Origin of the sequence: Amycolatopsis dongchuanensis (assembly GCF_039542405.1) — a bacterium.
Classification (GTDB): domain Bacteria; phylum Actinomycetota; class Actinomycetes; order Mycobacteriales; family Pseudonocardiaceae; genus Amycolatopsis_E; species Amycolatopsis_E sacchari.
In genome coordinates this window covers 1-20,684 of record NZ_BAABIB010000171.1, presented here as the reverse complement: position 1 = coordinate 20,684, position 20,684 = coordinate 1, and the positions used below count along the sequence as shown (strand labels likewise).

The window sequence follows — 20,684 nt, the reverse complement described above, 5'->3', positions numbered from 1 at the left end:
CGCGGGCGGAAGGCTCAGGCGTGGCCGTCGAACAGGCTCGTCACCGAACCGTCCTCGAACACCTGCTGGATGGCCTCGGCCAGCATCGGCGCGATGGACAGCACCGTCAGGCCGGGGAACCGCTTCTCCTCGGGGATCGGCAGCGAGTTCGTCACGATGACCTCGCGCGCCTTGCACTCCGACAGCCGCTCGGTGGCCGGGTCGGACAGGATGCCGTGCGTGGTGGCGATGACGACGTCCGCCGCGCCCTCGGCCAGCAGCGCGTCACACGCCTTCACGATCGTGCCGCCGGTGTCGATCATGTCGTCGACGAGCACGCACAGCTTGCCCTCGACCTGGCCGACGACGCGGTTGGCGACGGCCTGGTTGGGCTTGTCGGGGTCGCGGGTCTTGTGGATGAACGCGATCGGCCGGTCGCCCAGCTGCGCCGCCCACTTCTCCGCCAGCCGCACGCGGCCCGAGTCGGGGGAGACGACCGCGATGTCCGCGTCGCCGTAGGTCTTCTTGATGTGGTCGGCCAGCAGGTTCTGGGCGAACAGGTGGTCCACCGGGCCGTCGAAGAAGCCCTGGATCTGCGCGGTGTGCAGGTCGACCGTCATGATCCGGTCCGCGCCCGCGGTCTTGAACAGGTCCGCGATCAGCCGCGCCGAGATCGGCTCGCGGCCCTTGTGCTTCTTGTCCTGCCGCGCGTAGGGGTAGAACGGCATGACCACGGTGATCCGCTTGGCGCTCGCGCGCTTGAGCGCGTCGACCATGATCAGCTGCTCCATCACCCACTCGTTGATGGGCGTGGTGTGGCTCTGGATGACGAAGGCGTCCGTACCGCGCACCGACTCCTCGAACCGCACGAACAGCTCGCCGTTGGCGAAGGTGTGCGCGGTCTGCGGGGTGATCGTCACGTTGAGGTGCTCGGCGACCTCTTCCGCGAGTTCCCGGTGTGCGCGGCCGGAGAAGAGCATCAGGTTCTTCTTCGGCGTGCCGGACTTAGGACTCATTCTGACGACTCCCGCTCGGTTTCCGTTTTCCCTTCAGCGGCGAGCGCGGCTTCCGCCGCCTCCGCCGCGGGCGTGCCCGGCCTGCGCCGGGACACCCAGCCTTCAATGTTGCGCTGCGGTCCGGTGGAGACCGCGAGCGCCCCCGGCGGGACGTTCCGCCTGATCACGGTGCCGGCCCCGCTGTGGGCGCCGTCACCGACCTCGACCGGGGCGACGAACGTGGTGTCCGAGCCCGTCCGGACGTAGGAACCGATGGTGGTGTGGTGCTTGCGGACGCCGTCGTAGTTGGCGAACACGCTGGAGGCACCGATGTTGCTGTGCTCGCCGATCGTGGCGTCCCCGACGTAGGTCAGGTGCGGGACCTTCGAGCCCTTGCCGATGTTCGCCTTCTTGGTCTCGACGAACGTGCCGATCTTGCCCGACTCGCCCAGCACCGTGCCGGGGCGCAGGTAGGCGAAGGGGCCGACGCTGGCCCGCTCCCCGATCTCCGACTCCGAGCCGTGCGTGCGCACGACGCTCGCGCCCGCGGCGACCTTCACGTCGGTCAGCGTCGTGTCGGGGCCGATCACCGCGCCCTCGCCGATGCTGGTTTCGCCGTGCAGCTGGACCCCCGGCTCGATCCGCACGTCGCGGGCGAGCGTGACGCCCGCGTCCAGCCACGTGGTCGCCGGGTCGACGACGGTCACGCCGGACAGCTGCCAGCGGCGCACGATGCGGCGGTTCAGCTCCGCCCCCAGCACCGACAGCTGCACGCGGTCGTTGACGCCCTCGGTGAGCCACGGGTCGTCGACCACGAGCGCGCCGACCTTGCGGCCGTCGGCGCAGGCATTGGTGAGCACGTCGGTCAGGTACAGCTCGCCCTGCGCGTTGTCGGTGGACAGCCGCGTCAGCCCGTCGGCCAGCAGCGCCGCGTCGAAGGCGTACACCCCGGAGTTGATCTCGGAGATCTCCAGCTGGTCCTCGGTCGCGTCGCGCTGCTCGACGATGCCGCGCACGGCCCCGTCCGCGTCGCGGATGATGCGGCCGTAGCCGGTCGGGTCGTCGAGCACGGCCGTCAGCACGGTGATCGCGTTGCCCTCGTCGCGGTGCTCGGCGAGCAGCGCCGCGAGCGTTTCGGTGTCCAGCAGCGGAACGTCGCCGTAGCTCACCAGCACCGTGCCGGTCAGCCCCTCCGGCAGCGTGGCCAGCGCGCACGACACGGCGTGCCCGGTGCCCTGCTGGGTCTCCTGCACCGCCGTGGTGATCGGCCGCCCCAGCGCCTTGCCGAGCTGGTCCAGGTGCGCGGAAACGGCTTCGCGCCCGTGCCCCACCACGACGACGAGGTGCTCGGGGTGCAGCCCGGCCGCGGCCCGCACCGCGTGCTCGACGAGCGGTCTGCCCGCGATGGGGTGCAGGACCTTCGGGGTGGCGGAACGCATCCGGGTGCCCTCGCCCGCGGCGAGGACCAGTGTGCTCAAGGGGCCGGTCACGGCACTCCCAACTGCAGACGGCGTTGCTTCACCGGGGCGCGAGTCCCGGGCCGCTCCGATCCTACGGAAGCTCTTCGGAAAGCGACGGCGGGTCGGTCTCCGCCCACGGCCCCGCCCCGTCCCCCGGCACCGCGTTCGCCGTCGCCACCTGGTCACCGCCGCCGCGTTTCGCCTGGTACATGGCGGCATCGGCGCGCGCGAGGACCTGGTCGGCCCGCTCCTGCGGGCGCAGCGAAACGAGGCCCACCGACAGGGTTACCCCGTGTGAGAGGTGGTGTGGCAGGGACGACACCGCGTTGACCGCACGCATCAAGGCCTGCTTCGCGGCGGACACCGGCGCGCCCGGCAGCAGCGCGACGAACTCGTCCCCGCCGTAGCGCGCCACGATGTCGTCCCCGCGCAACGCGTCCCGCAGCGTGCTCGCGACGACGCGGAGCACGTCGTCACCCTCCGCGTGGGAATGCTCGTCGTTGACGCCCTTGAACCCATCGAGGTCGATCAGCGCGACGGCGAGCGGCTGGGCCGTGGTGGACTGGGAAAGCGTGCGCAGGTGCTCGTCCAGCGCGCGGCGGTTCGGCAGGCCGGTGAGCGGGTCCTGCAACGCCTGCTGGCTGATCGCGCCGTGCTGGGCCGACAACCGCTCGTGCTCGCGGCGGGTGTTGAGCGTGGCGATCTGCGACTCGCGCAGCGACCACAGCTCCATCTCCAGCACGGTGGCGTACTCGACGACGGAGTTCAGCCTGTCCCGGTCCGCGTTCTCCTCGAAGTCCAGCCGCGCGAGCTCGCGGATCAGGTTGAGCCGCATGGAGGGTTGCGAGTTGTCCTCGTCCAGGCTCGACCTGGTGGCCTGCAACGCCTTCAGCGCGTCGTCCCGGCGGCCGGCGATGTCGAGGCAGCGGGCGAGCGCGATGGTCACGATGACCTGCTCGTGCGGGTAGCCGGGCTCGATGAGCAGCCGCTGCAACCGGTCCACGTGCGACGGGTCGGGGCCGGCGAACGCGAGCGCGGCCGCGAGCACGCCGACCTGGTCGACCGCGGGCACGCCGATCCGGCGCGGGAACAGGGATTCGGCGAACGGCGCCTCGACCGCGACCGCCATCGACGCGGCCGTCTCGAACTTCGTGGCCGCCTCGCGGTGCCGGTCGACGCGTTCGAGCCGCAGCCCCCAGCCGAGCAGCATCTTGACGCGGTTGATCAGCTGCAGCGTGATCTCGTGCGGGCCCGCCGTTTCGCGGACCGCCTGGTGCGCCCTCGCGATGACCTCCTCGGCGGCCTCGTACACGCCGAGCTGGTTCAGCACGAGCCAGCAGTCGATGAAGGCGCTCGACTGCGTCTTCGCCCATTCCCGGCGCGGCATGTGCATGTCCGGCCGGTCGGAGTCGTCCAGGATCGCCAGCGCGCGGGCGATCTCGGTGAGCGCGGCGTCCTCCTGCGCGGCGAGCACGAGCCTGCGGCCCCGCAGCGCGTGCGCGTCCGCGCGGTACAGCGACAGCCCGTGACGGCGCGTGTGCGCGAGCATCTCGTCGAGCAGGGGCTCGGCTTCCGCGGCGTAGCCCCGCGTGACCAGGCGGGCGAGCGCGGCGGCGCGCAGCAGTTGCGCGACCAGCACCGGTTCGCCGCGGCGCTGGGTCTCGTCGAGCAGTTCGTCGAGGGTGCGGACGATGTCCAGCTGCTCCTCGTGGTCCGTGTGCTGGACCGCGGCGATCAGTTCCCGGGCGCGCCCCACCAGCCAGGCATCCGACATTTCGGCCAGAGCCGGTCTTCTGCTCGTCTCGCTTTCGCCTTGCAGGGGGGCACCCCCTCGCTCGTCGGGGTCGGGCACGCTCCAGCTCCGCCGCCAGGATTCGAACCTGAACTGTCAGAACCAAAATCTGAAGTGCTGCCAATTACACTACGGCGGATCGTGCCTGGTCAGAATACCGACGCCGGAAACCCCGCGCGGGCGAGGGGTTGGGCGGCCGTTTGAGCACTCCCCAGCGGGGTAAACCTCCTGTACCGTAACTTACGGAAACGTAGGTTAGGCGACCCTGTGACAGGTCGTTCTCGCAGGAAGAAGTGGTTGCGCATGACGGCTACCCTTGAGCCCACTCCCACCAAAGGCCCGAAACCGGTCATCAGTGGACAACGCCCCTTCGGCGTCCAGTTCTCGGTGTACCTCGGAGTGATCCTCCCGCTGGTCGCGTTGCTGGCCGCGGTCCCCTTCGCCTGGGGGTGGGGGTTGAGCTGGGTGGACGTCGCGCTCTTCGTGGTCTTCTACTGCATCAGCGGTCTCGGCATCACCGTGTCCTACCACCGGTACTTCACGCACGGCTCGTTCAAGGCGAAGCGCTGGCTGCGCGTCGCGCTCGCCATCGCGGGCAGCCTCGCCGTGCAGGGGCCGGTCATCACCTGGGTCGCCGACCACCGGCGGCACCACGCGTTCTCCGACCGCGACGGGGACCCGCACTCACCGTGGGCGTTCGGCACGTCGCCGGTCGCGATCGCCAAGGGTTTCTGGCACGCGCACATGGGCTGGCTGTTCGAGCGCGACCAGAGCAACGCCGAGCGCTTCGCGCCGGACCTGCTCAAGGACCCGGCGATCAAGAAGGTCGACGACTACTTCTGGCTGTGGACCCTGCTCACGCTCGTCGTGCCGGGCCTCATCGGCGGCCTCGTGACGTGGTCGCTGTGGGGCGGCGTGACGGCGTTCTTCTGGGCCGGGCTCGTGCGCGTGTGCGTGCTGCACCACGTGACGTGGTCGGTGAACTCGGTCTGCCACATGATCGGTGAGCGGCCCTTCGCGGCGCGGGACAAGTCGGCGAACTTCTGGCCGCTGGCGATCCTGTCCTTCGGCGAGTCGTGGCACAACCTGCACCACGCGGACCCGACCTCCGCGCGGCACGGCGTGAAGCGCGGGCAGATCGACATCTCCGCGCGGCTGATCTGGCTGTTCGAGAAGTTCGGCTGGGTGCACGACGTGCGCTGGCCGACCCCGACGAGGCTCGCCCGCCTGGCCGCCGAATAACCACCTATTAGTAGCCTGCCCCAGTGGCGGGAAGACGACGCAAGAAGGACGCTGTCACGGGCGCCCGGCCTCCGGAGCCGGTCGTCCGTGTCCGCATGACGGGCGCGGAGCGGCGGCAGCAACTGCTCAACGTCGCCCGCGCCCTGTTCGCGGAAAAGGGTTTCGACGGCACCTCCATCGAGGAGATCGCGCACCGCGCCAACGTCTCCAAGCCCGTGGTGTACGAGCACTTCGGTGGCAAGGAAGGCATCTACGCCGTCGTCGTCGACCGGGAGACCCAGCTGCTGCTCGACCGCATGGTGTCCACTTTGCACGGTGGGCATCCGAGGGCGATGCTGGAACAGGCGGCGAGCGCGCTGCTGGGTTACGTCGAGGATTCGCACGACGGCTTTCGCATCCTCGTGCGCGACTCGCCCGTCGCGAGTTCGACGGGCACTTTTTCCACGCTGCTCAACGACATCGCGAGCCAGGTCGAGCACATCCTCGGCCAGCAGTTCGCCGCCCGCGGCTACGACGAGAAGCTGTCGGCGCTGTACGCGCAGGCGCTCGTGGGCATGGTCGCGCTGACGGGCCAGTGGTGGCTCGACGCCCGCAAGCCCAAGCGTGACGAGGTGGCCGCGCACCTCGTGAACCTCGCGTGGAACGGGTTGTCGCATTTGGAGCACAAGCCGAAGCTGCGGCTGTACTAGTTCCCCGCGCGGCGGTTCAGGTCCGCCAGCAGGATCTTCAGCAACCCCGCCAGTTGGTCGCGCTGTTCCGGGGTCAGCGCCGACAGCAGGCCTTCCTCGTGGGTCAGCAGGTCGTCCACCGTGCGTTCGATCTCCGCGTGCCCCGCTTCGGTGAGTTCCACCAGCACGCCGCGTCCGTCCTCGGGGGAGCGGAGCCGTCGCACCAGCCCGTCCCGCTCGCAGCGGGCCACGCGCTGCGAAACCGCGCCAGGGCTGACGAGTGTGCGGCGCGCCAGCTCGCTCGGCGGCAATCGGTAGGGCGGGCCCGCGCGGCGGAGCGTGGACAGCAGGTCGAGCGTGCCGGCGTCCATGTCCAGGCGCAGCATCGTGGCGCGCCGGTCGTCGGTGAGCAGTTTGGCGATCCACCAGATCCGCGTGATGACCCCGATCGAGCCGACCGGCGTGCTGGGGCGTTCCCGGGCCCACGCCTGCTGGATGGCGTCCGCCCCGTCGCTTGACGGGATTTCCGGCTGCTCGGTATCGTCGGCCACGCGAGGTACTTTAACAGTAAAGGATCTGCTTGTGGCGAGGGAAGTCGTGGTGACCGGGGGCGGGACCGGAATCGGTTTCGCCGTGGCGTCGTGGTTCGCGAAGGCGGGCGAGCGGGTCACGATCACCGGCAGGCGCGAGCAGGTGCTGCTCGAAGCCGCGTCCCTGCTCGGGGCGCGGTACGTGCCGTTCGACGCGAGCGACCCCGCCGCGGTGACGGCCGCGCTGCCCGAACTGCCGGAACGCGTCGACGTGCTGGTGAACAACGCGGGCGGGAACACCGACTGGCACCGGGAAATCGGCGATCTGGCCGCGGTGGCGGAAAGCTGGCGGGACAACTTCGCGGCGAACGTGCTGTCCGCCGTGCTGGTGACGACCGCGCTCACGCCGCGGTTTTCCGACGGGGCGCGGATCGTGAGCATCGGCTCCATCGCGGCGAGCAACGGTTCGGGCTCGTACGGCGCGGCCAAGGCGGCGATCGAGTCGTGGACCGCGGGCATTTCGCGCGAGCTGGGGCGGCGCGGCATCACGGCGAACGTCGTCGCGCCGGGGCTGATCGAGGACACGGAGTTCTTCCAGGGCACGCTCACCGAGGAGCGGCGGCGCACGCTGATCGCGCACACCCGGACGAAGCGGGCGGGCAAGCCGGACGACGTCGCCGAGCTGGTGGGTTACCTGGCGAGCCCCGGCGCGGGACACCTGACCGGGCAGGTGCTGCACCTCAACGGCGGGGCCCACCTCGGGCGTTAGGCCGCTCGGGCTCCTTCGGGGGCCGGCTTGTCATCGCCCTGGGGCGGCTTGCGGCCAAGCGCGGGCTTCTTCGGGGGTGGGCTTGGTCGAACTGCTCTCCGGGCGAGGCAGCTCCGCCTCGCAGGCGGGCGCGGGCCCCGCCGGTGTGCCGCCGCACGGCGCTTGTCATCGCGGGAGGTTCTCGCGCGGCTGCCCACCACCGCCCGGCCGCCGAACTCCGGTGAGGGCGCGGTGGCCTCGCCGGTCAGTCGAGCTGCTCCTCCGGGACCCGGGCCAGCTCCGCCTCGTAAGCCGCCCGGAGGCGGGCGAACACCGATTCGCGGCCCGCCGGGCGGGGCACGCCCAGGTGCTGCTCCCGCAGCTCGTCCATGAACTCCTCCCACAGCTGCGGGCCGCCGCGCTCCAGCAGCTCCGCCCGCACGGCCAGCTCCCGCGTGACCGGCAGGTGGCGACGGCCCCACGCGCCGAGGTGCGCGATCACCGGCACCAGCTGGATCGCCGGCTCGGTGAGGCTGTAGACCACCTTCTGCTTGTGCCCCGGATCGGGCGCGCGCGTCACGAGTCCCTGGTCGGTGAGGTGCTGCAGCCGCGCCGCGAGGATGTTCGACGCGATGCCCTCCTCCGAGTTCTGCAACAGCTCGCGGAAGTGCCTGCGGTTGCCGAACATCATGTCCCTGATCACCACCAGTGACCACTTGTCGCCCAGCACCTCGACCGCGAGGTTGATCGGGCAGCCCGACCGCCGTTCGTCCACGCGAACCCCACCTTCTTTCCGATTGCAGTTTACAACCGGTCCTGAGATGCGTACAGTTCTCGGCAACCGGTTGCAAGTCGCAATCAGTCAGGGAAGGAGCCCGGTCATGAGCAAGGTCGTGTGTGACGTGTCGGTGTCGGCGGACGGGTACGTCGCGGGGCCGAACCAGAGCCGTGAGAACCCGCTCGGCGAGGGCGGCGAGCTGCTGCACCGCTGGCAGTTCGAGAAGGTCGACGAGAACAGGGCCGAGGTGGACGGCATCCTCGAATCAGGCGCCTACATCATGGGGCGCAACATGTTCGGCCCCATCCGCGGCGAGTGGGACCTCGACTGGCAGGGCTGGTGGGGCGACGAACCGCCGTACCACGCGCCCGTCTTCGTGCTCACCTCCCACCCGCGCGAGCCGATCGTGATGGAGGGCGGCACCACGTTCTCGTTCGTCACCGACGGGATCGAGTCCGCGCTGAAGCAGGCGCGGGAGGCGGCGGGCGAGAAGAACATCGCGATCGCCGGTGGCGCTTCGACGATCAACCAGTACCTCGCGGCCGGCTTGCTCGAAGAGCTGCGCCTGCACATCGCGCCCGTCGTGCTCGGTGGCGGCGAACGGCTTTTCGAGGGCCTGCCGAGCCGCGAGCTGGAACTGCTGTCGGGCCGGACGACCTCGCTCGTGACGCACGTCAGGTACCGGACGGCGTGATCCGCAGGACCTTGTCGTCGTTGCCGTCCGAAGTGGTGACGTACAGGGCGCCGTCCGGGGCGGTCCGGGCGGCGCGGAGGCGGCCGTAGGTGTCGTTGAACTCCCGGGGCAGCGTGGTCTCGGTGATCGTGCCGTCACCGGCCACGCCGAACAGCAGCATCTTCTGCCCCTTCAGCGCCACCACGGCCAGCCGCCCGTCGAGGGCGCCCCACTGCCGGCCGGTGAGGAAAGCCGCGCCGCAGATGGCTTCCGTGATGTCGCCGGACGTCCACAGTGGACGGACGGCGTCGGGGAAGCGGTCGGTGTCGGTCATCGGGACGCTCTCGTCGTACGATGTCTCCGTGTCACCCTTCGACGGGTCCCAGCCGTAGTTCCCGCCCGCCCGCAACAGGTTCACCTCGTCGTCGAACGCCGGGCCGTGTTCCGCCGTGAACACCTGGCCCGTGCCCGGCCGGACCGCCACGCCCTGGACGTTGCGGTGGCCGTAGGTGTAGATGCGCTGTTCGTTCGGGTCGGCCGAGGCGATGAACGGGTTGTCCGGCAACGGTGCGCCGGTGTTGAGGTCGATCCGCAGCACCTTCCCGCCGAGGCTGTGCCGGTCCTGCGAGACCGAAGCCCGCGCCGTGTCACCCGTGCCGACCAGCAGCGCGCCGTCAGCCGCCACCGCGGGGCGGCAGCCGGAGTGCCGTCCGCTGGGGTTCACGGGCAGCCCGGTCAGCAGGTCCCGCACGCGCGTCGCACCGCGCTCGTCCGGCGACAGCGTCCACGTCGTGAGCCGGATGTCCACCGCGCGGCCGCCCTCCTGGTGGGTGTGGCACATCGTGAACCGCCGCGTCTGCGCGAAATCCGGGTGCACGACCAGCCCCATCAACCCGCCTTCACCGCGGGCGTACACGTCGGACAGATCCGCGGCCACGTCGTGCGCGCCGGAGCCGTCCACCAGCGACAACCGGCCGGGGCGCTGCGTCACGAGCAGCTTGCCGTCCGGCAGGAACCCGACGTCCCAGCCGTGCTCCAGCCCGCTCGCCACCACGTCGACGCGGAGGCTCCCGGGCTGGGCGGGTTGCTGCCGCACGGCGGCGGGCGAACTGGTGCAGGCGGTCAGCAACAGGGCGATCAGGACGATTCCGATCCGGCGCATGCGGTCAGTCTGCCCGAGACAGCGCCTCCGCGGTGGCCTCGTCGGCGGGCAGGAACGTTTCCAGGCGCAGTTCGGAAACGGTCACGTCGACGGCTGTCGCGAACGTGGTGATCGCGGTGATCAGCCGCAGTTCCCCGCCGCGCCACCGCAGGCGCAGCGGTACCGCGAAGCCGAGGTGGTCGGCCGACGGGGACGCCGGACGCGGCAGGTAGCCCTCCAGTTCGGCGAGCAACTCGGTGTGCCGTTCGTGCGGGGCACGGGCCTGCTCCTGGCGGGGGCGTTCGAGCACGTGCCGCGCCCAGTCGTCGAAGTTGACGATCCGCGGGGCCATGCCCTCGGGGTGCAGCGCCAGCCGCAGCACGTTGACCGGCGGTTCGAGCAGCTCCGGCGCGACACCCTCGGTCAGCACGCCGAGCCCGTCGTTGGCGCTGACGAGGTCGCCGAAGCGGTCCACCACGATCGCCGGGTACGGGCGGTGCCCGTCGAGCAGGCGGCGGAGGCCGTCGAGGACGGGGCGCAGCGCGGGATCGTCGAGCCGGGTTTCGGGGTAGCTGGGCGCGTACCCGGCGGCGAGCAGCAGTGCGTTGCGTTCGCGCAGCGGCAGTTGCAGCGACTCGGCGAACCGCACGACCATGCCCCGCCCGGGCGCGGACCGGCCGCTTTCCAGGAAACTGACGTGCCGCTGCGTCGTGCCGGTGCGCAGCGCCAGTTCCAGCTGCGACAACCGCCGCCGCCTCCGCCATTCCCGCAGTGCCGGGCCGAACTCGTGCACGTGATCATCCTGGCACCCCGGGCGATTCCCGCCGGGGAATTGAGGCGATACCCGGCAGCGGCGAACGTGGGGATCATGGAATTCGGACTGCTCCTCCCCTCGGGTTCGGCCCAGGTGCCGTCCCGCGCGATCGTCGACACCGCCGTCACCGCGGAACGGCTCGGCTTCGATTCGGTGTGGGCCGGTGACTCGATGGTGCGTGCCCGGCTCGAGCCGCTCACCCTGCTCAGCGCCGTCGCGCAGGCGACGGAACGGGTCCGGCTCGGCACCGCCGTCCTCATCCCGGCGCACCGGCACCCCGTGCAGGCCGCGATCACCCTCTCCTCGCTGGACGTGCTCTCCGGCGGCCGCCTGGTGGTGGGCGTCGGGGCCGGGTTCCCCGGGTTCAGCGAGCAGGAGTTCAACCTGGTCGGCGTGCGGTTCAAGACCCGGTTCTCGCACCTCGACGACACGGTGACGCTGTGGCGGCAGCTGTGGACCGGGCGCCCGGCCCGGTTCGACGGGAAGGTCCTGCACTACGACTGGCTGCCCGAGGTGCCGCGGCCCGTGCAGCCTGGCGGACCACCGGTGTGGCTGGGCGGGATCACCCCGGCCGCGCTCCGCCGCACCGGGCAGCTCTATGACGGGTGGTTGCCGTACCCACCAGATCCCGCGGACTACGCGAAGGGCCTGGCGACCATCCGGGAGGGCGGGCGGGACGTCACGCCCGCGTTGTTCGCGACGGTGTACCTGGACGACGACGCCGAGCGCGGCACGCGGGCGCTCGACGAGTACTGCCGGGCCGTGTACGCGCGGCCGCTCGATTTCGTCGGTCGTATCCAGGCGATGCTCACCGGACCCGATCTGGCGACCCAACTGGCGCGTTTCGCCGAGGCGGGCGCCGGGCATGTCCTGCTGCGGATCGCCGCGGTCGATCCCGGCACCTACGCGGGTCAACTGGAGATGGCCGCGGAACTTCTGTCGGTGTTGAGACGTAGGCTGGGGTAGAGCCTCTGCAGCCGGTCTCGTCCCGGGCAGGGGTCCGTCCGCATGTCTGCGTACAGGGGAGTTTTTCGTGACAGACGGCGTGTTGTCCGGTCTGCTGTCGTCCGTCCTCGCCGATCCCGCGCTGCGCGGGGTGGTGGAGCGGGCCGGCTCACCGCTGCTCGATCTCCAGGGCCCGACCACCGTCCGCCAGCTCGTCGTCGCGGCGCTCGCCGCCGACGAGGGGGCCAAGCGCCCGGTGCTCGCGGTGACCGCGACGGGCCGTGAGGCGGAGGAGCTGACGTCGGCGCTGTCGAGCCTGCTCGGCCCCGACCTGGTCTCGGACTTCCCGTCGTGGGAGACGCTGCCGCACGAGCGGCTGTCCCCGCGTGCGGACACCGTGGGCCGCCGGCTCGACGTGCTGCACCGGCTGCGCGGGCCGGACGCGCCGCGCGTGGTCGTCGCGACGGTGCGCAGCCTGATCCAGCCGATGGCGCCGGGGCTCGGCGCGCTGAGCCCGATCGACCTGCGGGTGGGCGAGGAGCACGACTTCGAGGGCGTGTTGGACAGGCTCGTCGAGCTGGCGTACGCGCGCGTGGACATGGTGGAGAAGCGCGGGGAGTTCGCCGTGCGCGGCGGCATCCTGGACGTGTTCCCGCCGACCGCCAGCCACCCGTACCGCGTGGAGTTCTGGGGCGACGAGGTCAGCGAGATCCGCGCGTTCGCGGTCTCGGACCAGCGGTCGCTGCCCGGCGAGATCCAGGCCGTGCACGCCCCGCCGTGCCGCGAGCTGCTGCTGACGCCCGAGGTCAAGGCGCGGGCGGGCGAGCTGGCCGAGCAGTACGCGGCGGACGCGCAGCTGGCGGAGATGCTGACCAAGCTCGCGGGCGGGGTGCCGTCCGAGGGCATGGAGGCGCTGATCCCGGTGCTGTGCGACGGCGAGCTGGAGCTGCTCACCGACGCGATGCCCGAGGGTACGCACGTCCTGCTCGCGGACCCGGAGAAGATCCGCGCCCGTGCGCACGACCTGGTGCGCACGGGGCAGGAGTTCCTGGAGGCGTCGTGGATGGCGGCGGCCGGTGGCGGGCAGGCGCCCATCGACCTCGGCGCGTCGGCCTACCGCGACCTCGCCGAGGTGGCGAAGCACGCGGGTGAGACGAACCGGCCGTGGTGGACGCTGTCCCAGCTGACCAGCGAAGACGTGTACCAGGTGGCCATCGAGGCCTCGCCCGCCTACCGCGGTGACCTGGAGCGCGCCGTCACCGACCTGCGTGCGCACCTCGCGGCGAGCGGCACGGGCGTGCTGGTGGTGGCCGGGCACGGCACCGCGAGCCGAGCCGTGGAACAGCTGTCCGGCGCCGACGTCCCCGCGACGCTGGCCGGGGACGGGCTGAGGGAGGCACCGGCGCCCGGGGTCGTCACCGTCGTGTGTGGTGGGCTGACGGAGGGTTTCGTCGCGCCCGAACTGGGTCTCGTGGTGCTCACCGAGGCGGACCTGACGGGCCGCGGCGCCTCGGCCAGTTCGTCCACAAAGGACCTCGGTGCGAAGATGCCGTCCCGTCGGCGCAACGCGGTGGACCCGCTGGCCCTGAAGAAGGGCGACTACGTCGTGCACGACCAGCACGGCATCGGGCGCTTCGTGGAGATGGTGCAGCGCACGATTTCCGGTGCCACGCGCGAATACCTCGTGCTGGAGTACGCCTCGTCCAAGCGGGGCCAGCCGGGGGACCGGCTGTACGTGCCGACAGACCAGCTCGACGAGGTCTCCCGCTACGTCGGCGGTGAGCTGCCCACGCTGAACAAGCTCGGCGGCTCGGACTGGAAGAACACCAAGGCCAAGGCACGCAAGGCGGTCAAGGAGATCGCGGCCGAGCTGGTGCAGCTCTACGCCGCCCGCCAGGCCGCGCCCGGTCACGCGTTCGGGCCGGACACGCCGTGGCAGCGCGAGCTGGAGGACGCGTTCCCGTTCACCGAGACCAACGACCAGCTCGCCGCGATCGACGAGGTCAAGGCGGACATGGAGCGCGGCGTCCCGATGGACCGCGTGATCTGCGGTGACGTCGGCTACGGCAAGACCGAGATCGCGGTGCGCGCGGCGTTCAAGGCGGTGCAGGACGGCAAGCAGGTCGCCGTGCTCGTGCCGACGACGCTGCTCGCGCAGCAGCACCTCAACACGTTCGCCCAGCGCATGCAGTCGTTCCCGGTGACCATCAAGGGCCTGTCGCGGTTCACCGCGAAGTCCGAAGTGGACGCCGTGCTGGAGGGGCTCGCCTCCGGGGACGTGGACATCGTGATCGGCACGCACCGGCTGCTGCAGACCGGCGTGCGGTACAAGGACCTCGGCCTGGTCATCGTGGACGAGGAGCAGCGGTTCGGCGTCGAGCACAAGGAGCACATCAAGGCGCTGCGCACGCACGTCGACGTGCTCACGATGTCCGCCACGCCGATCCCGCGCACGCTGGAGATGTCGCTGGCCGGCATCCGCGAGATGTCCACGATCCTCACCCCGCCCGAGGACCGGCACCCGATCCTGACCTACGTCGGCGCGTACGACGACAAGCAGGTCGGGGCCGCGATCCGGCGCGAGTTGCTGCGTGACGGCCAGGTCTTCTACGTGCACAACCGGGTCTCGTCGATCGAGAAGGCCGCGCGGCGGCTGCGGGAGCTGGTGCCGGAGGCGCGTGTCGTGACCGCGCACGGGCAGATGAACGAGGAGAAGCTCGAAAAGATCATCCAGGGCTTCTGGGAGCGCGAGTACGACGTCCTGGTCTGCACCACCATCGTCGAGACCGGTCTGGACATCTCCAACGCGAACACGCTGATCGTCGAGCGCGGCGACCTGCTCGGCCTCGCGCAGCTGCACCAGCTGCGCGGCCGCGTCGGCCGTGGCCGCGAGCGCGGGTACGCGTACTTCCTGTACCCGGCGGAGTCCCCGCTGACGGAGACCGCGCACGACCGGCTCGCGACGATCGCGCAGAACACCGAGCTGGGCGCGGGCATGGCGGTCGCGATGAAGGACCTGGAGATCCGCGGCGCCGGCAACATCCTCGGCGCGGAGCAGTCCGGGCACATCGCGGGTGTCGGCTTCGACCTGTACGTGCGGCTCGTCGGCGAGGCCGTGGACGTGTTCCGCCGCAACGCGGGTGTGGAGTCCGCCGAGGAGGAGGAGCTGCGCGAGGTCCGCGTCGACCTGCCGATCGACGCGCACATCCCGCACGACTACGTGCCCGGCGAGCGGCTGCGCCTGGAGGCGTACCGCAAGATCGCGTCCGCGCCGGACGGCGAGGCGCTCGCGGCGGTCGAGGACGAGCTGATCGACCGCTACGGCCAGCCGCCCGCGCCCGTGCGGCGGCTGCTCGCGGTCGCGGCGTTCCGGCACTCGTGCCGCGCGGCCGGCGTGACCGAGGTGACCATGCAGGGCAACACGATCCGGTTCGCGCCGCTGCCGCTGCCCGAGTCCAAACTGGTCCGGCTCAAGCGGCTGTACCCGAAGGCGACGTTCAAGGCGGTCACGAACACGGTCTCGGTGCCGAAGCCGACGGAGGGCCCGGCGGGCGGCCGGATCGGCGCGCCGCCGCTGCGGGACGAGGCGCTGCTGGAGTGGTGCGCGAAGCTGCTGACGAACCTGACCAAGGAACCGGCGGCGGTCGGCTGACCGGGGTCCCGGAAGCCCGGCGGTTGTGAGAGGGTACGGGGTGTGATGCGGATCATGGGGCGCCCGCGGGCGCTGATCGCCGTTCTCGCCGCCTGCCTGCTGCTCGCCGGGTGCGGCTCGGGGCCGAGCCAGGTCGGCGCCGCGTTCCTGCTCGGGGACCGCGAGGTCACGCAGGACAGGGTGCAGGGGCTGATCGACAAGGCGGTGCGGGACCAGCCCGCCGCGCAGCAGCTCGCCCAGCAGCACAAGCTCGACCTGCTGGGGCGGGAGGTCGTCACGCAGCTCGTGCTGCACGAGCTGGTCGGCAGGGCCGCGCAGCGGGAGGGGCTGGTCGTCGACGAGGCCCTCGTCGAGCGGACGCTCGCGCAGGACCCGCTCGCCGTGCCGGTGCCGACCACCGGTGTGGACCCGTCGCAGCTGGCGCGCCAGATCGCGTACCGCGCGCGGGACCACCGCGAGGCCATCACCGACCAGGTGCTGATGCAGGCGCTGGCGCAGAAGTACTTCCCGCGCATGACCGTCACGCTCGACTACACCTCCGTCGTGTCCGACGACGGCGGCGCCCAGCCGAAGAGCATGCGCGAGAAAGCGCTTGCCAAGGCCGAGCGGATGGCCGCGGGACCGGACGCCGCCACGCGCGTGATCCGGGAGGACGCCGCCTCGGGCACGCAGACGAACGTGGGCGAGCGCATCCCCGCCGTGCAGGCGCCGGACCTCGCGGCGACCGTCGTGTTCGGGGCGCTGCCCGGTGACGTCGTGGCGTTCCAGCCCAGCAGCGAGCAGGCCGGGTGGATCATCGCGGTAGTCCGGCAGCGCGACCTGTCCACCCCGCAGCAGGCGGGGGACCAGTCCTCCGACCCGTCGGCCAACCAGCTGGTCGCGATCGGGATGCGGTTGCTGCAGCCGTACGCGGACGACGGCGGGCTGAAGGTCAACCCGCGTTACGGTGTGTGGGACCCGGTGGCGATGTCCGTCGCGCCCAGCGCCGCCGAGACCACCGGCTTCGTCGTCCGAGGGAAGGGGGCCCAGCCTTGACCGCCACGGTCGTCCTCCTGACCTCCGCCGCCGCGGGGGTGCCGCCCGCGGCGTTCCCGCACCTGCGGGGTGCCCGTGCCGTGTACGCGAGCGGGCTGGGTGAGGACGTGACCGACCTGCTGGGCGCGAAACCGGCGCCCGACCCGGCGGTGCTCGCCGCCGAAGCGGCCGAAGGCGCGGTGGTGTTGTTCGCCGCGTCCACGGACGACCCCGCGGTGCGGGTGCTGCCGGGCGCGGTCGTGATCGGCCAGCCGTCCGGGGCGAAGCTCGTCGACGCCGCTCTGGTGATGAACCGGCTGCGTTCGCCGGGCGGCTGCCCGTGGGACGCGGAGCAGACGCACGAATCGCTGCGGCAGTACCTCGTCGAGGAGACGTACGAGCTGCTGGAGGCGATCGAGGACGGGGACCGCGTGGCGATGCGCGAGGAGCTGGGCGACGTGCTGCTGCAGGTGCTCTTCCACGCCCGCGTCGCCGCCGAGCACGTGGGGGACCCGTTCGACATCGACACCGTCGCGGGGGAGCTGGTGGCCAAACTGGTCGGCAGGCACCCCCACGTCTTCGCCGACGCGGAGCGCATCGCGACCGCGGAGCGGCAGGAAGTGAAGTGGGAGGAGCTCAAGCAGGCCGAGAAGCAGCGCAAGTCCATAGTGGACGGTGTGGCGCTCGGCCAGCCCGCGACCGCGCTCGCCGGGAAGCTCGGCCAGCGCAGCGGGCGCGCGGGAATCCCGCTGGACCTGTTCCCCGCCGGGCAGGACGCGGCCAGCCGCCTGTTCGTCCTGGCCGCGACGGCACGTCGTGCCGGCGTGGACCCGGAGGGCGAACTCCGCGCCGTGGCGAAGCAGTTCGCCGCCGATGTGCGCGCCGCGGAAGCGAACGCCCGCGCGGCCGGCGTTGAACCGTCCACATTGGAAGCGGACGGCTGGCGCCGGTACTGGCCCTCGGGTGGTTAGGCGAGCCGCCCGCCGGACAGCAGCGTCCCCGCCTGCTTGACGTGCCGCAGCAGTGGCGAGACCTCCATGCTCTGCAACCCCGGCAGTGAACCGATGCGGTCCGACGTGAACTCGAACAGCTCGTCGAGATCCCGGCAGTACGCGACGGCGTGCAGGTTGTAGGGCCCCGTGACGGCCGCGGCGAAGCCGATCTCCGGTAGCTCCGCCAACGTGCGGCCGACGCTTTTGACCGCCGACGGGTGCACGCGCAGCCAGAGGTTTGCCCCGGCGCGGTACCCCAGCGCCGCCGCGACGATTTCGACGTCGATGTGGACGACGCCGTGTGCGAGCAGGGTCTGCAGCCGGCGGGACGCGCGGCCCGGGGTGAGGTCCGCCGCCGCCGCGAGGTCGACGAGACCGGCGCGGCCGTCCTCGGCGAGTGCGGCGAGCAGCTTCTCGTCCTCGGTCGTGAGCGGTACGGGATCCCGGGCGACCACCGGGGATTCGGTGAACGGGCCGCCTTCGCTGCCCAGCGCGGCCTCCTGCTCGGGCGTCAACGTGCCCTGCAGCGCGGCCCAGTAGTGGCCCCGGCCGCCGAGGAACTGGCGGAGCATCGCGGCCGCGTTGATGTCGAGCACGGCCGCGGTGCGCGGGAGCTGGTGTCCCAGCAGGTCGTCGCGCTGCTCCGGAGTCCTCGACCGGACGGCGCAGGTGATCTCCGAGCCCGCGGCGACCAGTGCCACCCAGCTGACGTCTTCGCGTTTCGCGAGCGCTTCCGCGATCGCCACGCCGCTGCCCGGGCGGCAACGCAGCCGCACCAGCCACTCGCTCTGCCCCAGCGCCCCGGGGATCATGATGCCGACGACGCGGATGACCCCGTCCGCCCGCAGCCGGCGGTACCGGCGGTTCACGGCGCTTTCGGTGAGCCCGAGCGCGGACGCGATGGCGGCGAACGACGCGCGGGGAGCGATCTGGAGCGCACGAATGATTCGCACATCGTCCGGGTGCAAACTGCCGGATTCAGCCATGACGCCTCCCTTGAGGAAGGCAATCGTACGAAATCCGTGCTCCGATCGCGATGACGGGGACAGACTTGTGCCATGACAGCACCAACAGCATTGATCGTCGGCGCGTCGCGCGGGCTCGGGCACGCGCTGGTGGCCGAACTGTTCGGCAGGGGGTGGAACGTCGTCGGCACGGTCCGGGACACCACCGCGCGGACGCCCCTGCACGAACTCGCGGACCGCTCCGGCGGCCGCGTCACCGTCGAACACCTGGACATCAACGAGCCCGCCCAGCTCGCACCCCTGCACGACCGGCTGGGGCCGCTGGACATGCTCTTCGTCAACGCGGGGACCACGAACAACGAGGGGACGCCCATCGGGCAGGTGCCGACGGCCGATTTCGTCGAGGTGATGGTCACCAACGCGCTCAGCCCGATGCGCGTCATCGAAGCGCTCGAAGACCTGGTGGCGCCGGACGGGCTCATCGGGGCGATGTCGTCGGGGCAGGGCAGCATCACCAACAACACCACCGGTATGCGGGAGGTGTACCGCGGCAGCAAGGCGGCGCTGAACATGTTCATGCGCAGTTTCGCGGCCCGGCAGGCCGAGACGGACCGCGCGTTCGTGCTCATGGCTCCGGGCTGGATCCGTACGGACCTCGGGACGTCGAAAGCGCCGTTCAGCATCGAGGAGACCATTCCCCTGGTCGTGGACGTCCTGCTGTCGCGGCTGGGGAAACCGGGTCTGGAATACCTCGACCGGTTCGGTCACACTGTGCCTTGGTGATCTTGGCGTCGGAAAGGGACCGGTGACCGTGGCGAACGTCCAGGGACAGTGCGACAGCGCTTTCGAGCCGGTTCGGCAAGCGCTTTCAGAGCAGCTCGACTCCGGGAACGAACTCGGCGCCGGGATCGTGGTGGACGTCGACGGCCGCACGGTCGTCGACATCTGGGGCGGCAGGCGGACCGCGGACGAGCCCTGGACGCGCGACACCATCACCAACGTCTGGTCCTCGACGAAAATGGTCACCAACCTCGCCGCGCTGGTGCTCGTGGACCGGGGGAAGCTCGACCCGTACGCGCCGGTGGCGAAGTACTGGCCCGAGTTCGCCGAGAACGGCAAGGAGCGGGTCGAGGTCCGGCACATCCTGAGCCACACCGCCGGGGTCTCCGGCTGGGACGAGCCGTTCGCGCCGGAAGACATGTACGACCGGGCAGAAGCGACGCGGCGGCTCGCGACGCAGGCGCCGTGGTGGGAGCCGGGTACCGCGTCGGGGTACCACGCGCAGTCGCAGGGGCACCTGGTGGGCGAGCTGGTGCGGCGGTGCAGCGGGAAATCGCTGACGGACTTCATCGCGGACGAGATCGCCGGCCCGCTGGGCGCGGACTTCCGGCTGGGCGCCGACGAGGCCGACTTGTCCCGCATCGCGCCGGTCACGCCGCCGCCTCCGCTGGACTTCGATTTCAGTCAGGTGGACCGGGAAAGCCCGGCGTACAAGACCCTGATGCGGTCGCCGGTCAGCGCCGAGCTGGCGAACACCCCGGAGTGGCGCCGCGCGGAGCTGGGTGCGCTCAACGGGCACGGCAACGCGCGGTCGCTGGCGCGGATCCTCAGCGCGCTCGCGCGGGGCGGCACCGTGGACGGGGTGCGGCTGCTGTCCCCCGACACGATCTCGATCATCTTCGACGAGCAGAGCCACGGCGTGGACCTCGTGCTGGGCGTCCCGCTGCGGTTCGGCATCGGGTACGCGCTGCCCGAAACCGAAACGGTGCCGTACGTCCCGCAGGGCCGCGCCTGCTACTGGGGCGGCTGGGGCGGTTCGCTGGTGATCGCCGACCTCGACACCCGCACGACGATCAGCTACGCGATGAACAAGATGGCGGCGGGGGTCATCGGCTCGGACCGCTCGGAGGCTTACGTCCGGGCGGCGCTGGAGTGTTTGGGCTGAGTGCCGGGGGTTGATCGGAAGGCCCGGGGTGGGGCGTCTGCTCGCCGAGGCGGGGCGGGGTGATTGGGCGGTATGGCCCGCTTGGCCGGGGTGGGGCTGATCACCCGGGCCGACCGCGCCCGAGGTGGCCCGGCGCCGCCACGCCGGGCGCCGCTCCGCCTGCCTCGTCGAGACCGGCTGATCGCCGGGGCCCTGCGCCCGAGGTGGCTCGGCGCCGCCACACCCGAGATGGCTCGGCGCCGCCCGCCGCGCCTGGCGCCGCTCCGCCCGCCTCGCCGAGGCCGCCTGATCGCCCCGGCTGGCCGCGCTCGAGGTGGCTCACCGTGGCGCCGCCGCGCCTGGCCCCGCTCC

Annotated in this window: 18 protein-coding genes and 1 tRNA gene; 10 read left to right on the top strand and 9 right to left on the bottom strand. The window is 71.4% G+C overall.

The genetic code is table 11. The features are described from left to right. Window positions 1–14: 14 nt before the first annotated feature. From ABFX51_RS38765 to ABFX51_RS38750, 4 genes are all read right to left on the bottom strand, one after another. Window positions 15–995, bottom strand: coding sequence for a ribose-phosphate diphosphokinase (locus ABFX51_RS38765; RefSeq protein WP_091511093.1), 981 nt, complete (start codon window positions 993–995; stop codon window positions 15–17). After that, window positions 992–2,464 carry a bifunctional UDP-N-acetylglucosamine diphosphorylase/glucosamine-1-phosphate N-acetyltransferase GlmU gene (gene glmU, locus ABFX51_RS38760; protein WP_346056815.1) on the bottom strand — a complete coding sequence of 491 codons (1,473 nt, stop codon included), beginning with the start codon at window positions 2,462–2,464 and terminating at the stop codon, window positions 992–994. The genes ABFX51_RS38765 and glmU overlap by 4 nt, the downstream gene beginning before the upstream one ends. 61 nt (window positions 2,465–2,525) lie before the next feature. Next, window positions 2,526–4,208 carry a GGDEF domain-containing protein gene (locus ABFX51_RS38755; protein WP_091511099.1) on the bottom strand — a complete coding sequence of 561 codons (1,683 nt, stop codon included), beginning with the start codon at window positions 4,206–4,208 and terminating at the stop codon, window positions 2,526–2,528. 85 nt (window positions 4,209–4,293) lie between these two features. Then, a tRNA-Gln gene (locus tag ABFX51_RS38750) sits at window positions 4,294–4,365 on the bottom strand. Between the two features lie 164 nt (window positions 4,366–4,529). Here ABFX51_RS38750 and ABFX51_RS38745 point away from each other — a divergent pair. Next, complete coding sequence (locus ABFX51_RS38745; RefSeq protein ID WP_091511101.1) at window positions 4,530–5,468, top strand: acyl-CoA desaturase; 939 nt, start codon at window positions 4,530–4,532, stop codon at window positions 5,466–5,468. 95 nt (window positions 5,469–5,563) lie between these two features. Further along, on the top strand, window positions 5,564–6,157 hold the full coding sequence (locus tag ABFX51_RS38740) for a TetR/AcrR family transcriptional regulator (RefSeq protein WP_091511103.1): 594 nt from the start codon (window positions 5,564–5,566) through the stop codon (window positions 6,155–6,157). On the opposite strand, the gene ABFX51_RS38735 is transcribed toward ABFX51_RS38740, so the two are convergent. After that, the gene (locus tag ABFX51_RS38735; protein WP_091511203.1) at window positions 6,154–6,687 is read right to left on the bottom strand and encodes a MarR family winged helix-turn-helix transcriptional regulator; all 534 of its coding nucleotides are present in this window, start codon (window positions 6,685–6,687) and stop codon (window positions 6,154–6,156) included. The two genes, ABFX51_RS38740 and ABFX51_RS38735, sit on opposite strands and share 4 nt — an antisense overlap. 25 nt (window positions 6,688–6,712) lie before the next feature. On the opposite strand from ABFX51_RS38735, the gene ABFX51_RS38730 reads away from it, so the two are divergent. Beyond that, window positions 6,713–7,435 (top strand): SDR family NAD(P)-dependent oxidoreductase, encoded by a 723-nt coding sequence (locus ABFX51_RS38730; RefSeq protein WP_177228827.1) that lies wholly within the window; start codon window positions 6,713–6,715, stop codon window positions 7,433–7,435. Between the two features lie 244 nt (window positions 7,436–7,679). Here ABFX51_RS38730 and ABFX51_RS38725 read toward each other — a convergent pair whose 3' ends face one another. Further along, entirely contained in the window at window positions 7,680–8,189 is a 510-nt protein-coding gene (locus ABFX51_RS38725) for a winged helix-turn-helix transcriptional regulator (RefSeq protein ID WP_091511105.1), read from the bottom strand. Between the two features lie 106 nt (window positions 8,190–8,295). Here ABFX51_RS38725 and ABFX51_RS38720 point away from each other — a divergent pair, with 106 nt between their 5' ends. After that, window positions 8,296–8,886: a dihydrofolate reductase family protein gene (locus ABFX51_RS38720; RefSeq protein ID WP_091511108.1), complete on the top strand. Its 591-nt coding sequence runs from the start codon at window positions 8,296–8,298 to the stop codon at window positions 8,884–8,886. Here the strand turns inward: ABFX51_RS38720 and ABFX51_RS38715 are convergent. Next, on the bottom strand, window positions 8,867–10,027 hold the full coding sequence (locus ABFX51_RS38715) for a PQQ-dependent sugar dehydrogenase (protein WP_091511111.1): 1,161 nt from the start codon (window positions 10,025–10,027) through the stop codon (window positions 8,867–8,869). The genes ABFX51_RS38720 and ABFX51_RS38715 overlap by 20 nt on opposite strands. Window positions 10,028–10,031: 4 nt before the next feature. Further along, window positions 10,032–10,799 carry a helix-turn-helix domain-containing protein gene (locus ABFX51_RS38710; protein ID WP_091511112.1) on the bottom strand — a complete coding sequence of 256 codons (768 nt, stop codon included), beginning with the start codon at window positions 10,797–10,799 and terminating at the stop codon, window positions 10,032–10,034. Window positions 10,800–10,874: 75 nt separating this feature from the next. On the opposite strand from ABFX51_RS38710, the gene ABFX51_RS38705 reads away from it, so the two are divergent. The 4 genes from ABFX51_RS38705 to ABFX51_RS38690 all read left to right on the top strand — a co-directional run bounded on the left by ABFX51_RS38705 (window position 10,875) and on the right by ABFX51_RS38690 (window position 17,402). After that, window positions 10,875–11,786, top strand: a complete 912-nt coding sequence (locus ABFX51_RS38705; protein ID WP_091511206.1) for an LLM class flavin-dependent oxidoreductase — start codon at window positions 10,875–10,877, stop codon at window positions 11,784–11,786. An 82-nt stretch (window positions 11,787–11,868) separates the two neighbouring features. Further along, a complete protein-coding gene (gene mfd, locus ABFX51_RS38700; protein WP_091511209.1) occupies window positions 11,869–15,417 on the top strand; it encodes a transcription-repair coupling factor in 3,549 nt (1,182 codons plus the stop codon). A gap of 54 nt (window positions 15,418–15,471) precedes the next feature. Next, complete coding sequence (locus tag ABFX51_RS38695; RefSeq protein ID WP_342743515.1) at window positions 15,472–16,452, top strand: hypothetical protein; 981 nt, start codon at window positions 15,472–15,474, stop codon at window positions 16,450–16,452. Next, complete coding sequence (locus tag ABFX51_RS38690; RefSeq protein WP_091511118.1) at window positions 16,449–17,402, top strand: nucleoside triphosphate pyrophosphohydrolase; 954 nt, start codon at window positions 16,449–16,451, stop codon at window positions 17,400–17,402. The genes ABFX51_RS38695 and ABFX51_RS38690 overlap by 4 nt, the downstream gene beginning before the upstream one ends. Here the strand turns inward: ABFX51_RS38690 and ABFX51_RS38685 are convergent. Continuing rightward, on the bottom strand, window positions 17,399–18,376 hold the full coding sequence (locus ABFX51_RS38685) for an Lrp/AsnC family transcriptional regulator (protein ID WP_346056811.1): 978 nt from the start codon (window positions 18,374–18,376) through the stop codon (window positions 17,399–17,401). The two genes, ABFX51_RS38690 and ABFX51_RS38685, sit on opposite strands and share 4 nt — an antisense overlap. Before the next feature lie 105 nt (window positions 18,377–18,481). Between ABFX51_RS38685 and ABFX51_RS38680 the strand changes: the two genes are divergently transcribed. Continuing rightward, on the top strand, window positions 18,482–19,171 hold the full coding sequence (locus ABFX51_RS38680) for an SDR family NAD(P)-dependent oxidoreductase (RefSeq protein ID WP_346056809.1): 690 nt from the start codon (window positions 18,482–18,484) through the stop codon (window positions 19,169–19,171). A gap of 28 nt (window positions 19,172–19,199) precedes the next feature. Beyond that, on the top strand, window positions 19,200–20,333 hold the full coding sequence (locus ABFX51_RS38675; RefSeq protein WP_346056808.1) for a serine hydrolase domain-containing protein: 1,134 nt from the start codon (window positions 19,200–19,202) through the stop codon (window positions 20,331–20,333). Window positions 20,334–20,684: the final 351 nt, after the last annotated feature.